This window comes from Cellulomonas sp. Leaf334, assembly GCF_001424195.1.
Lineage (GTDB): Bacteria > Actinomycetota > Actinomycetes > Actinomycetales > Cellulomonadaceae > Cellulomonas.
In genome coordinates this window covers 442,585-456,004 of the sequence record NZ_LMOO01000005.1, presented here as the reverse complement: position 1 = coordinate 456,004, position 13,420 = coordinate 442,585, and the positions used below count along the sequence as shown (strand labels likewise).

Annotated in this window: 11 protein-coding genes; 5 read left to right on the top strand and 6 right to left on the bottom strand. The window is 72.1% G+C overall.

The window, feature by feature from the left end:
- Nucleotides 1–26 precede the first annotated feature (26 nt).
- On the top strand, nucleotides 27–1,154 hold the full coding sequence (locus tag ASF78_RS12535) for an ABC transporter ATP-binding protein (RefSeq protein ID WP_056589633.1): 1,128 nt from the start codon (nucleotides 27–29) through the stop codon (nucleotides 1,152–1,154).
- A 121-nt stretch (nucleotides 1,155–1,275) separates the two neighbouring features.
- Nucleotides 1,276–2,562, top strand: coding sequence for a DUF4032 domain-containing protein (locus ASF78_RS12530; protein WP_056589629.1), 1,287 nt, complete (start codon nucleotides 1,276–1,278; stop codon nucleotides 2,560–2,562).
- Nucleotides 2,563–2,569: 7 nt separating this feature from the next.
- Here the strand turns inward: ASF78_RS12530 and rlmB are convergent, their stop codons facing one another.
- The 5 genes from rlmB to ASF78_RS12505 form a co-directional block, all read right to left on the bottom strand.
- Complete coding sequence (rlmB, locus tag ASF78_RS12525) at nucleotides 2,570–3,577, bottom strand: 23S rRNA (guanosine(2251)-2'-O)-methyltransferase RlmB (RefSeq protein ID WP_056589627.1); 1,008 nt, start codon at nucleotides 3,575–3,577, stop codon at nucleotides 2,570–2,572.
- Nucleotides 3,578–3,579: 2 nt separating this feature from the next.
- Nucleotides 3,580–5,025, bottom strand: coding sequence for a cysteine--tRNA ligase (gene cysS, locus ASF78_RS12520; RefSeq protein ID WP_056589624.1), 1,446 nt, complete (start codon nucleotides 5,023–5,025; stop codon nucleotides 3,580–3,582).
- A gap of 227 nt (nucleotides 5,026–5,252) precedes the next feature.
- Nucleotides 5,253–6,437 carry an alanine racemase gene (locus ASF78_RS12515; RefSeq protein ID WP_056589621.1) on the bottom strand — a complete coding sequence of 395 codons (1,185 nt, stop codon included), beginning with the start codon at nucleotides 6,435–6,437 and terminating at the stop codon, nucleotides 5,253–5,255.
- Complete coding sequence (locus ASF78_RS12510) at nucleotides 6,434–7,675, bottom strand: MFS transporter (RefSeq protein ID WP_056589617.1); 1,242 nt, start codon at nucleotides 7,673–7,675, stop codon at nucleotides 6,434–6,436. Before ASF78_RS12510 ends, ASF78_RS12515 begins: the two co-directional genes overlap by 4 nt.
- The gene (locus ASF78_RS12505; RefSeq protein WP_056589613.1) at nucleotides 7,672–8,304 is read right to left on the bottom strand and encodes a TetR/AcrR family transcriptional regulator; all 633 of its coding nucleotides are present in this window, start codon (nucleotides 8,302–8,304) and stop codon (nucleotides 7,672–7,674) included. Before ASF78_RS12505 ends, ASF78_RS12510 begins: the two co-directional genes overlap by 4 nt.
- 162 nt (nucleotides 8,305–8,466) lie before the next feature.
- On the opposite strand from ASF78_RS12505, the gene ASF78_RS12500 reads away from it, so the two are divergent.
- Nucleotides 8,467–9,819: a D-arabinono-1,4-lactone oxidase gene (locus ASF78_RS12500; protein WP_056589608.1), complete on the top strand. Its 1,353-nt coding sequence runs from the start codon at nucleotides 8,467–8,469 to the stop codon at nucleotides 9,817–9,819.
- On the opposite strand, the gene ASF78_RS12495 is transcribed toward ASF78_RS12500, so the two are convergent.
- A complete protein-coding gene (locus tag ASF78_RS12495; protein ID WP_082495093.1) occupies nucleotides 9,816–10,838 on the bottom strand; it encodes a LacI family DNA-binding transcriptional regulator in 1,023 nt (340 codons plus the stop codon). The genes ASF78_RS12500 and ASF78_RS12495 overlap by 4 nt on opposite strands.
- A gap of 270 nt (nucleotides 10,839–11,108) precedes the next feature.
- Between ASF78_RS12495 and ASF78_RS12490 the strand changes: the two genes are divergently transcribed.
- Nucleotides 11,109–12,422: a sugar ABC transporter substrate-binding protein gene (locus ASF78_RS12490; protein ID WP_056589602.1), complete on the top strand. Its 1,314-nt coding sequence runs from the start codon at nucleotides 11,109–11,111 to the stop codon at nucleotides 12,420–12,422.
- A gap of 93 nt (nucleotides 12,423–12,515) precedes the next feature.
- Complete coding sequence (locus ASF78_RS12485; RefSeq protein ID WP_056589599.1) at nucleotides 12,516–13,418, top strand: carbohydrate ABC transporter permease; 903 nt, start codon at nucleotides 12,516–12,518, stop codon at nucleotides 13,416–13,418.
- The last annotated feature ends 2 nt before the right edge of the window (nucleotides 13,419–13,420 follow it).

The window sequence follows — 13,420 nt, the reverse complement described above, 5'->3', positions numbered from 1 at the left end:
CCTGCCGGTGAAGGGATTGATCAGCCATGGCAACGGTCACTTTCGACAAGGCCTCCCGGGTATACCCCGGTACCGAGCGCCCCGCGGTCGACGCGCTCGACCTGCACATCGAGGACGGCGAGTTCCTCGTCCTCGTCGGCCCGTCCGGTTGTGGTAAGTCCACCTCGCTCCGCATGCTCGCGGGCCTCGAGGACGTCAACGCGGGCCGGATCCTCATCGGCGACCGCGACGTCACCGACGTCCAGCCGAAGGACCGGGACATCGCGATGGTGTTCCAGAACTACGCGCTGTACCCGCACATGACGGTCGCCGACAACATGGGCTTCGCGCTCAAGATCGCCGGCACCCCGAAGGCGGAGATCCGCCAGCGCGTCGAGGAGGCTGCCAAGATCCTCGACCTGTCCCAGTACCTCGACCGCAAGCCGAAGGCCCTCTCCGGTGGCCAGCGCCAGCGCGTCGCCATGGGCCGCGCCATCGTGCGTTCGCCCCAGGTGTTCCTCATGGACGAGCCGCTGTCGAACCTCGACGCCAAGCTCCGCGTCCAGACCCGTACGCAGATCGCGTCGCTGCAGCGTCGTCTCGGTGTCACCACCGTCTACGTCACGCACGACCAGACCGAGGCCCTCACCATGGGTGACCGCATCGCGGTCCTCAAGGACGGCCTCCTGCAGCAGGTCGGCACGCCCCGCGACATGTACGACACCCCGGCCAACGTCTTCGTCGCCGGCTTCATCGGCTCGCCGGCCATGAACATCGGCACGTTCCCCGTGCTCGACGGTGTCGCCAACCTGGGCCGCGCCCGGGTCGCCGTGCCGCGCTCGGTCATCGGCCAGTTCACCGACGACGACAAGAACCACGTCACGGTCGGGTTCCGTCCCGAGTCCCTCGACGTCGTGCCCGCCGGCACGCCGGACGGCATCCCCGTCATCGTGAACATCGTCGAGGAGCTCGGCTCCGACGCGTTCGTCTACGGCTCGCTGACCAACGAGTTCGGCCACGCCGACGCGGTGCACTCCGGTGCCGGCGACGCTCAGGTCATCGTGCGCGTCGACCCGCGTCAGGTCCCCTCCAAGGGCGAGACGATCTACATCCGGATCCGCGAGGGCGAGCAGCACCTGTTCCACGCGGGCTCGGGCGAGCGCATCGCCGTCTGACCTTCGCACCACACGACAGGGCGGTCCCGGCTTCGGCCGGGGCCGCCCTGCTGGTTCTCCCCCGCCCGCTTGTCGCTTTCGTCAGGCTGCCCTGTCGGCGTTCTCTGAGAGGATCGAGCCCATGAGCCCGACGCCGCAGCGCCTGCAGATCACCGCGGCCTCGCCCGACCCCGCCCTGCTCGACCTGCCGTGGCACATCCCGCTCGAGGACTGGCCGGCCGAGACGCTCGCCGCCCTGCCCCGCGGCATCTCCCGGCACATCGTGCGGTTCGCCAAGATGTCCGGCCGGGTCGTCGCCGTCAAGGAGATCGGCGAGACGGTGGCCTACCGGGAGTACGAGCTGCTGCGCCAGCTGCGTCGCCTCGACGTCCCGAGCGTGGAGCCGGTCGGTGTCATCACCGGCCGCTCCGACCCCGACGGCGAGCGGCTGGAAGCGGTGCTCATCACCAAGCACCTCTCGTTCTCGCTCCCCTATCGCGCACTGTTCAGCCAGTCGCTGCGCCCCGACACGGCCACGCGGCTCATCGACGCCCTCGCGGTGCTCCTCGTCCGGCTGCACCTGGTGGGCTTCTACTGGGGCGACGTGTCCCTGTCGAACACGCTGTTCCGCCGGGACGCCGAGACGTTCGCCGCGTACCTGGTCGACGCCGAGACGGGTGACCTGCACGACAAGCTCTCCGACGGTCAGCGCGGCTACGACCTGGAGGTCGCCCGCGTCAACATCATCGGCGAGCTCATGGACCTGCAGGCCGGCGAGTTCCTCGAGGAGGACGTCGACGCGGTCGCCATCGGGGACGCCCTCGCCGAGCGGTACGGCGAGCTCTGGCGCGCCCTCACGGAGTCCGAGTCGTTCACGTTCGGGGACCGCTGGCGGGTGCAGGCCCGCATCGACCGCCTCAACGACCTCGGGTTCGACGTCGGCGAGCTCGACATCACCACGGACGTCGACGGCACCAGCGTGCGGATCCAGCCGAAGGTCGTCGACGCGGGCCACCACTCCCGCCGGCTCATGCGGCTCACCGGGCTCGACGTGCAGGAGAACCAGGCCCGCCGGCTCCTCAACGACCTCGACGAGTACCGCGCGGCCACCGACCGGCAGCGCGAGGACGAGTCGTTCGTCGCGCACGACTGGCTGACCGAGATCTTCGAGCCCGCGGTGCGCAGCGTCCCCCGGGACCTGCGCGGCAAGCTCGAGCCCGCGCAGATCTACCACGAGCTGCTGGACCACCGGTGGTACCTGTCCGAGCAGCAGGGGCGTGACGTGCCCATGGCGCAGGCCGCGAAGAGCTACGTGAAGAACATCCTGCCGACGCGTCCCGACGAGCAGGCGATCCTCGGTGTGCAGGCGGGCGAGATCCCGGACACCGACATGTTCCCGCAGATCGACCCGGACCAGATCATCGGCTGACCGACCCTCAGACCGCGCGTTGGCGGGCAACCTCGAACAGCGCGATGCCCGCGGCCACGCCGGCGTTGAGCGACTCGACGGCCGACGCGATCGGGATCGACGCGATGGCGTCGCACTGCTCGCGGACGAGTCGCGACAGCCCCTTGCCCTCCGAACCGACGACCAGCACCAGGGGGTCCGTCGCGTAGGGCAGGTCGGTGATCGACACGTCGCCGCCCCCGTCGAGCCCGACGACGAACACGCCCGCCGCCTTGAGCCCCTGCAGGGTCCGGACGAGGTTGGTCACCCGGGCGACCGGGACGCGCGCCGCGGCACCCGCGGACACCTTCCACGCCGACGCGGTCACGCCTGCCGCACGCCGCTCGGGCACCAGCACGCCGTGCGCGCCGAACGCGCCGGCGGACCGCAGGACGGCGCCCAGGTTGCGAGGGTCGGTCACGCCGTCGAGCGCGACGATGAGGGCCGGGCGGTCCGACTCGGCCGCAGCGTCCAGCAGGTCGTCGTCGTCCGCGTACGCGTACGGCGGCACCTGGATGGCGACACCCTGGTGCACCGACCCGTCCGTGAGGCGGTCGAGCTCGGCGCGGCTGACCTCGAGCAGCGGGTAGTTCGAGTTCCCCGCGGCGCTGATGATCTCGCGCGTGCGGTCGTCGCCCTCCAACCGGGATGCGATGTACACGGTCGACACGGGGATGCCCGCGCGGAGCGCCTCGACGACCGAGTTCCGGCCGGAGACGATCTCGTGCGTCGAGCTCTTGCGACCACCCTTGGACCCGCCGGCGCTCCGGCTCGCGCCGGCCGACTGGCGACCCGACGTACCGCGCGTCCCGGCGACCGCCCGGCGCTCCGCGGCGACCTTCGCCTTGTGCGCGGGGTGGTACTCGCGGTCCTCCGCCTTCGGGGTCGGCCCCCTGCCCTCCAGGGACCGGCGGTTCTTGCCGCCCGTCCCCGCGCTGGCGACCTTCTTGGAGCCGCCCTTGCGGACGGCGCCGCGACGCTCAGAGTTTCCGGCCATGTTCAGTTCTCCTGTTCGTGGTCGGAGCGCGCGGCGAGTGACCAGCGCGCTCCGGTAGATGAGTCCTCGACGACGATGCCGGCCGCGGCGAGGCGGTCCCGGATCGCGTCGGACGTGGCGAAGTCGCGGGCGGCTCGCGCCTGCGCGCGGGCCTCCAGCTCGGCGGCGACGACGGACTCCAGCGCGCGGGCGTAGCGCGCGTCGCTGCCGTGGGCGCGCCACTGGCTGCCGCCCGGGTCGAGGCCCAGGACGTCGAGCATGGCCCGCAGCACCACCATCGCGGTGCGGGACTCGTCCAGCTCTCCGCGCGCGAGCGCGGAGTTGCCGGTGCGCAGGTGCTCGTGCACGACCGCGAGCGCGGCGGGCACGTTGAGGTCGTCGTCCATCGCGGCGACGAACTCGGCGGGCAGCTCGACACCGGCGATCTCGGCGTCGTCGGCCACCCCCACCTTCTCGGCGGCGCGCTCGACGAAGCCCGCGAGACGGTCCCAGGTGGCCTCGGCCTCGCGCAGGGTGTCGTCGGTCCACTCGAGCATCGAGCTGTACTGCACGGCGGTCATGGCGTAGCGCAGGACCGCGGCACGCTCCTTGGCCAGCACGACGGTGACGAGCAGGCCGTTGCCGAGCGACTTGCTCATCTTCGCGCCGCTCTGCGTGACCCAGCCGTTGTGCAGCCAGTACTGCGCGAACCCGTACCCCGCGGCCCGTGACTGGGCCTGCTCGTTCTCGTGGTGCGGGAAGCGCAGGTCGAGCCCGCCCCCGTGGATGTCGAAGGACTCCCCCAGGTACCGCTGCGCCATCGCGGAGCACTCGAGGTGCCAGCCCGGCCGGCCGCGGCCGAACGGGGTGTCCCAGGACGCACTCTCCGGCTCGCCCGGCTTGGCCGCCTTCCAGAGGGCGAAGTCACGGGGGTCGCGCTTGGCGTCGTCGTCGACGGTGCCGTCCGGCGCGGGGATCATGTCGTCGACCCGCTGGTTGGTCAGCGCGCCGTACTCGGGGTAGCTGCGGACGTCGAACCACACGTCGCCGGGGCCGGTCGTGTACGCGTGGCCCGTGTCGACCAGCCGGTCCATCAGCTCGACCATCGCGGGCACGTGGCCGGTGGCCCGCGGCTCGTAGCTGGGCGGCAGCACGCCGAGCGCGTCGTAGGCCGCGGTGAACGCCCGCTCGTTCGTCGCCGCCCACGCCCACCACGGCTCGCCGGCGTCGGCGGCCTTGGCCAGGATCTTGTCGTCGATGTCGGTGACGTTGCGCACCAGCGTGACGCGGTGCCCCGTCCGCCGCAGCCAGCGCACCAGCACGTCGAAGGCGATGCCGGACCGGAGGTGCCCGATGTGCGGTGGCGCCTGCACCGTGGCACCGCACAGGTAGATGCCCACCTCGTTCGGCACGAGTGGGACGAAGTCACGCACCGTCCGGGTCGCGGTGTCGAAGAGGCGCAGGGTCACCGGTCAAGGCTACCGGCGCGCAACCCCCGCGCCTCCCGCACCAGGACCGACACCCCCAGCCTCCTCCCGCACGACGTCCGCACCCGACAGGGCTGGAACCCGCAGGAGCGCGGACGTCCCCGCCCGTGAGGGCACACCGTCCGCACTCGATGGGGCTGGAACCCGCAGGAGTGCGGACGTCCGTGGACCGCGTGCGGTGGGTGGGGAGGGGGTGCGGGTGGGGCTGGTCAGCCGAACGTGTGGTGCTCGCCGCGGTACGTCGGGACCGTGGTCTCGATCGTGGTGTCGCGGACCAGGTGGACCTGCTCGAAGCGCTCCATGACCTCGCCGGACTTGGCGTGCCGGAACCAGACCCGGTCCCCGACGCGCAGATCCGCACCGCCGGACAGGCGCAGCGGTGTCTGCACCTCGCCGGCGCCCTCGCGGCTGGTCAGCGCCAGCCCACCGGGCCAGACGGGGCGCGGCTGACGGGACTTCGTGGCAGGACCGGAGGCGATGTACCCGCCGCCGAAGACGGTCGCGAAGCCGGGCCCGGGGATGCGGACGACGTCGAGGCCGAAGAACGCGGCGGGTCGGGGGGTGAACGACCGGTAGGCGTCGAACAGGGTGGGCACGAACAGGCCGGAGCCGGCGGTGACCTCGGTGACGACGGGGTCGGCGGCGCTGGAGGCCACGGAGCCGGAGCCGCCGGAGTTGACCAGGGACAGCTCGTGGCCGACGGCGGACTGCACGGCATCGACGACGGCGGCGCGGCGGACGGCCAGGTCCCGGATCGACAGCCGCTTGACGGCGCGGACGGCGGGCGAGGTGTCGGGCAGCCCGGCCACCTGGGCCTCGTAGAACATCACCCCGACGACGTCGACCCCGGACCGGCGGGCGATCACGGCGGCGAGCGCGCCGGCGTCGGCAGCGGAGTGCACGGGTGAGCGCCGGACGCCGAGGTGGGCGGCCAGCGGACCGATCCGGACCTTGAGGGACGCGTCGACGTCGAGGCACAGGCGCAGCGTGGTGCCGTGGGCGTCGGCGGCGCGGGCGGCCAGCTCGACCTGCGCGGCGTCGTCGACCATGAGCGTGACGGCCCGGGCGGCGACGGGGTCCGCGGCGAGGGCGTCGAGCGCCCCGATGTCGACGCTCGGGTACCCGAGCAGGACGTCGTCGACCCCCTGCGCGACCAACCAGAGCGCCTCGCGCACGGAGTAGCCCATGACCCCGGCGAACCCAGGGAGCGCGAGGACCCGCTCGAGGACGTGCCGGACGCGCACGGACTTGCTGGCCACGCGGACGGGCGTCCCCCCGGCCCGGTCCACGAGGTCGGCGGCGTTCGCGTCGAGGGCGTCGAGGTCCACCACGGCCAGGGGCGCGGCCAGGCCCCGCGTCGCCTCGTCGAGACGCTCGCCGAGGGTGCGGGTCATGCATCCGCTCCCGCGGTGACGGGGCTGTCCGCGTGCCGGGTGACGCCGAAGCGGCCGGCGAGGATCGCGACGACGACCACGAGGACGATCGGGACGACGAACCCGTACTGCAGGGACGACGTGCTGCCGATGGCTCCGACGAGCACGCCGCCGAGCACCGCCCCGACGTAGTTGAAGACGTTCAGCCGCGCCACGACCGCGTCCGCGTGCCCGGGTGCGAGGTCTCCCGCCGCCGAGAAGCACAGGGGGGCGATCACGCCGAGGCCTGCACCGGCCACCGCGAACCCGGCCAGGCCCGCCCACGGTCCGGGGGCCAGGACGACGAGCACGAGCCCGGCGGCACCGACGATCGCGGCGGCGCGCAGCACGATCACGCGACCCCAGCGCCGCACGAGCGGGTCGCCTGCCAGGCGCGACGCCAGCGTGGTCGTGAGATAGGCGGCGTAGCCCAGGGGCGCGAAGGACGCGGCCGCGAGGAGGACGTCGCCGAGGTAGATGGTGCTCCAGGTGGAGATGGCGGTGTCGGCGATGTAGAAGGCGACCACGCCGAGCCCGAGCAGGAGGACGGCGCCCCAGGGCACGACGGGCTTGCCGCCGCCTGCGACCGGCAGCGCCAGGGCTTCGTCGGGGGTGGCGACGCCGTCGGCACGGACCGGCACGGTCACGCGCCACCCGGCGCGCAGCACGCCGACCGCCGCGAGGACCGCGACGAGCGTCCCGGCGAGCAGGGCGACGGCGACCGGGTCGGTGGGCGTTCGGCCGACCGTCACCGCGACGAACACGGCTCCGGCGATCCCGCCGACGGACCAGGACGCGTAGAACCCGGTGAGCAGGGACCGCCCGTACTCGCGCTGGATGGCGACGGCCTGCATGTTGGTGCCGGCGTCGACCATGCCGAGCCCGACGCCGTACACCGCGAACCCGAGGGCCAGCACGGCGAACACGGGGGCGATCGCCGCGACGACGACGGCGGCCGCGACGATCAGGAGGCCCGAGCCGAGGACGACGCGGCTGCCTCCGGCGGTGCGGGCGACCCGGTCGGCCACGACCGTGCCGAGCGCGGCCATGAGGCAGACGCCGAGGACGACGAGCGTGACCTGTCCGTCGTCGACGCCGTACCGGTCCTTGAACCCGTCGAGGCTCGTCAGCACGGTGGCGTAGGCGAACCCTTGGCCGGCGAAGCCGGCGGAGACCGCGATGCGGGCGCGACGGGCCGCCTCGGCCGCCGGGGCGCTCACGCGAGCGACGCGGCGGCGTCGGCCTCGATCGGGGCAGGGACGGCGATCGTCGCGAGGTACCGGCCGAAGCCCTGCAGCCCGTTGCGGGCGGCCTCGCTGTCACCGTCCACGAGCCACGCCAGCGAGAACCCGTCGATGACGGCGACGATCGAGCGCGCGATGGCCCCGCGCGGCATCGACCAGCTGACGTGCGCGGAACGCTCGACGAGGTCCAGGACCTGCTCGGCGGCGGCCCACTGGCCGCGGTACTGCTCGATGGCCACCTGGTTGAGCTCGCTGTGCCGCAACGACGACGTGGTCAGCTCGTAGCTCAGCAGCTGAGGGCCGCGGGAGTCGCGGATGCCGGCCCAGAGGGCTTCGAGCACACCCTCGATGACGGACTCGACGTCCTCCGCCTCGGCGGGCAGCTCGCCCAGGCTGCGTTCGAGGTTGGCCGACGTGATGGCGTGCGCCATCGCGCGCAGGAGCTCGTCCTTGTCCTGGAAGCAGTAGTGCACGACCCCCAGCGAGACACCGGCCTCTGCGGCGACGGCGCGCACGGTGGCGGCGTCGATGCCGTCCCGGCTCGCGACGGCGAGCGCAGCCTCGATCAGCTGCTCGCGCCTCTCGGCCACAGGCAAGCGGTTCATAGCAGGGTTCCCCTCCCTCTAGCGACGGCCCCACCGGTCGACCCACGCCCGGTGGGCGAGGCCGACGCCTCCCCCAGTGCACAGTTCAATAGCACTTGTCACGATAGTCAAGGACTTGGCGCACTTGACTTGGACAATCGACCAGGACAACCTTTGCTCATTATGGGACGACTGCCGGCATCCGGCGACTGGCAGAACTGGGCTCGCACCGCTCGCGCGACGCCCAGCCGAGTCCTGCACCCCTGTGACCTGGGAGAACTCTCCTCCGCAGTACGTGACGGGGCCCGCGACGGACTGCGTGTCCGCGCCGTCGGCGGGGGGCACTCCTTCACCCCCGTCGCGGTCACCGACGGGGTCCACATTCGTCTCGACTCGTTGGACGCGTTAGAGCGTGTCGCGCTCCAGGACGACGGGACGACGCACGTCACCGTCGGTGCCGGCATCCGCCTGGGCGCCCTCAACACCCTGCTGGCCGACCACGGGCTGGCCATGCGCAACCTCGGCGACATCGACAAGCAGTCGATCGCGGGGGCGATCTCGACCGGCACGCACGGCACCGGCGCGACGCTGGGCGGGCTCGCCACGCAGGTCGTCGGCGCCCGGCTGGTCACCGCGGCGGGCGAGGTCGTCGAGACGTCCCCGACGCAGCAGCCCGACCTGTTCGAGCTGGCCCGCCTCGGCCTGGGCAGCGTCGGCGTGCTCGCCGCCGTGACGCTCGAGGTGGTCCCGGCGTACCGCCTGGAGGCCCGCGAGGAGCCCTGGCCGCTGGAGGACGTCCTCGAGCAGCTGGACGGCCCCGACGGCCTGGTCGAGAGCAACGACCACTTCGAGTTCTACTGGTTCCCGCACACCCGGCGAGCGCTGACCAAGCGGAACAACCGCGTCCCCGACGACGTCGTGGTCCCGCTGCCGCGGCTGCGCGGGTGGGTGGACGACGAGCTCCTGTCCAACGCGGTGTTCTCGCTGGCCAACGGCGTCGCCACCCTCGCACCGTCCACCACGGCGTCGATCAACGGGTTCGCCGCCCGGGCGCTGTCGTCGCGCCGCTACACGGCCCCGTCGGCGGAGGTCTTCGTCTCGCCCCGCCGGGTGCGGTTCCGCGAGATGGAGTACGCGGTGCCGCGTGACCAGCTGGTCCACGTGCTGCACGAGATCGACGCCTGGATCGAGTCGAGCGGTGAGCGCGTGCCGTTCCCCGTCGAGGTGCGGTTCGCCGCGGCGGACGACCTGTGGCTCTCCACGGCGCACGGCCGCGCGACGGCGTACGTCGCCGTGCACCAGTACCTGCGGCTGCCGTACGCGCGGTACTTCGCCGCGGTCGAGCGGATCGTCGCGCAGGTGGGCGGTCGACCGCACTGGGGCAAGATGCACTGGCTCGAGGCCGAGCAGCTGGGCGCGCTGTACCCCCGCTTCGCCGACGCCCAGCGCGTGCGCGCCGAGGCCGACCCCACCGGCGTCTTCAGCAACCCGTACCTGGACAGGCTGCTGGGAGCCGGTCAGCGCCGCGCGGCCTAGCGCTTCGCGACGGTCGAGCCGCGGATCACGAGCCGCCCGGCCACGTACTCGGTCCCCGACCCGACCTCCACGCCGTCGAGCGCGGCGAACACCCGCTGGGCCGCCGTGCGCCCGAGCTGCTGCAGGTTCGCGTCGATGCTGGTCAGGGCGGGCCGGGAGTTGGTGGTCAGCACCTCCCAGTTGTCGAAGCCCATGATCGCGAGGTCGTCGGGGACGGCCCGGCGCAGGTCGCGGGCGGTGTCGAGGGCGCCGCGAGCGATCTGGTCGGAGCCGCACAGGATCGCGTCGATGTCGGGGTGCCGCGCGAGCAGCACGGCGGCCGCGTCGCGACCCCACCCCTCGGACCACTCGCTGTACATGACGTCGCCGACGAGCTCGAGCCCGGCGGCGTGCAGGCCCGCGCGGACGCCGTCGGCACGGTCGCGGGCGGCGGCGTAGGCGGGCTCGCCGGTGATGTGCGCGATGCGGGTGCGCCCGCAGGCGAGGAGGTGCTCGACGGCGATGCGGCCGGCGCTGACGTTGTCGGGGGTGATCGACAGGTCGGACGGGTCGTCGGACGGCGCGTACGCGTAGACGACGGGGACGGGGATCGCGTGCCCGAGCGAGGGGCGCGGGTCCGTCTGCCGGCCCACGACGATGAGCCCGTCGACGCGGCGGCTGAGCAGGGCACGCAGGTGGTACTGCTCCCGGATGGAGTCGCCGCGGGCGTCGCAGAGGAAGACGTTGACCTTGCCGGCCCCGAACGCGTCCTCGGCGCCCATGAGGATCGGGATGACGAACCGTCCCTCGAGGTCGCTGGTGAGCAGGCCGACGGTTCCGGTCCGTCCGGCGAGCAGTCCGCGGGCGAGGGGGTTGGGGCTGAACGAGAGCCGTTCCGCCGCCTCGACGACACGCTGCCGGGTCGAGTCCTTTACCTGGTCGCGCCCGTTGAGCGCCTTGGAGGCGGTCGCGACGGAGACGCCCGCGAGGCGCGCGACGTCGGAGAGCGTCACGGCGCGGGCTTGCTCGGCGCGGGCCACCGGGACCACCTCCTCGTGGGCGACTGTCGTTCGTGATCGAACTGTAACCGCCGAACCCCGTTGACGCGCCACCCCTCACCGCTCTATCTTCAGAAAACCTTTTCGGCTTGTTTCGGGATCGGGCTGGACGTCTAGGCGTGCACGTCAGGGCGTCGGATGACCGGCCGGTGCGCCCCCTCCGATCCGCGGGCACCGACAAAGGGTTTCGCGCCATGAACCCCGGGGTGCCGACGACGGCACCCGCTCGACGAAGAGCACGAGGAGACGCCCATGAGGATCACCCGCACCCGGTCGGCAGGCACCCGCCTGGCCGCCGGGATCGTGACGGCCGGCTTGCTGGTCGGACTGGCGGCGTGCAGCAGTGCAGACGACGGCGGCGACGACGGTGCCGATGCCGCCGTCAGCGCCGGCCCGGACGGGACGGACGACGGCACCACGCTCACGCTGTGGACCCGCGCACCGCTGGAGAAGCAGGCCAAGCTGCTGGTCGAGGCCTACAACGAGAGCCACGAGAACCAGGTCGAGCTGACCGTCGTGCCCAACGACGACTACGTCGCCAAGGTCGGCGCCGCCGCCGGCTCCGACGGCCTGCCCGACCTGTTCGCCGCCGACATCGTCTACGTGCCCAACTGGGTGCAGCAGGGCCTGTTCCAGGACCTGACCGAGCAGATCGACGGCCTGAGCTTCAAGGACGAGATCAACAAGGGCCACCTCGCGGCCGGCACCGCCGACGGCAAGGAGCACGTCCTGCCGTTCGTGCTGGACCTGTCGATGCTGTTCTGGAACAAGGACCTGTTCGCCGAGGCCGGGCTCGACCCGGAGAAGGCACCGGCGAACATGGCCGAGTACGCCGAGGCCGCGAAGGCGGTCCAGGCGCTGAACAAGCCCGACACCTACGGCACCGCGACCGGCCTGAACTGCGGCGGCTGCCTGGTCTTCACCTGGTTCCCGTCGGTCTGGGCCGACGGCGAGGAGGTCATGAGCGAGGACGGCACCGAGTCGCTGCTCAACAGCGACACCGCCAAGGAGATCTACTCCACCTGGAAGGACCTGTGGGACTCCGGCGCGGTGCTCCCGTCGTCCGAGGACGAGGCCGGTCCGACGTGGACCGCCGGCTTCACCGAGGGCAAGGTCGGCCTGATGTTCTACCCGGCGACGCTGCTGTCGTCGACCACGGGCTTCGACGTCGGCGTGTCCGGCATCCCCGGCCCGGAGGGCGGCGCGTCGACGTTCGTCGGCGGCGACGGCATCGGCGTCTCCAAGGACTCCGAGAACGCGGCCCAGGCCTGGAACTTCCTGTCCTGGATGATGTCCGAGGACGCGCAGGTCGAGGTGCTGGCCAAGAACAACGACGTCGTCTCGCGCGCCGACCTGGCGGACAACGAGTACGCCGCCAAGGACCCCCGCCTGGTGACCATCAACGAGGTCGCCGGCCAGGGTGACACCCCCGTCGCGCTGAACTTCCAGCAGGCGTTCAACGCACCGAGCAGCCCGTGGCTGACCCTGGTGCGCGACGCGGTCCTCGGTGACGGCGCGAACGTCGACGCGGACAACGACGAGATCACGGCGGTCCTCGGGCAGTAGCCCGATGTCACGGGGGGGGTGCCGCAGCGAGCAGGGCACGGCTCGCCGCGGCACCCCACCTCCCGCCCTGGAACACCGCACGAGAGGCACCCCATGACCGTCCAGACGGCCACTCCCGCACCACCCCGCAGACGCAGCAACGGCCACCGTCTGCGCGGCTGGGCCTACGCGTCGCCGACCGCCCTGTTCGTCCTCGTCCTGTTCGTGGTGCCGCTGGCCCTCGTGTTCCGGATGAGCGCGTCGAAGTGGCCGCTGCTGTCGGGTGACCAGGGGATCAACTTCCCCGACAACTTCACCGCCGCGGTCGACAACCGGTTCTTCGTCGACTCGGTCGTGTTCACGCTGAAGTACACGATCCTGGCGACGATCCTGCTGATCGCCCTCGGCCTCGGCCTGGCGCTGATGGTGCAGGAGTCGTCGCGCTGGAAGGGGCTGCTGCGTACGTCGTTCCTGGTGCCGAGCGCCCTGGGCCTCGCGTCGGCGTCGCTGCTCTTCTACGTGCTGTACTCCCCGCTGGCCGGACCGCTGGCGCCCTTCATGGAGCGCATGGGCTGGAGCTTCCTCGGCTCGCCCGACGCGGCACTCGCCTCGACCCTGTTCCTCATCGTGTGGCGGTACGCGGGCTTCTACATGCTGCTCATGCTCGTCGGCCTCCAGTCGATCCCGGGGGACATCTACGAGGCGGCCCGCATGGACGGAGCCAACCGGTGGCACACCTTCACCAAGATCACGATCCCGCTGCTCAAGCCCACCCTCGCGCTGACCACGATCCTGTGCGTCACGGGGTCGCTGCTGGCGTTCGAGCAGTTCTACATCCTGACCAAGGGCGGGCCGGACAACAGCACCATCACCGTGGTCCAGCTCATCTACTCGGTCGCGTTCCAGGGGCAGAACGACCTGGGCGTCGCCGCGGCGCTGTCGGTGATGGTCCTGGCCGCGCTCGTGGTCATCAACGTCGTCCAGCTCCGCGCCTTCCGCGGCTCGGACGAGAGCTGAGG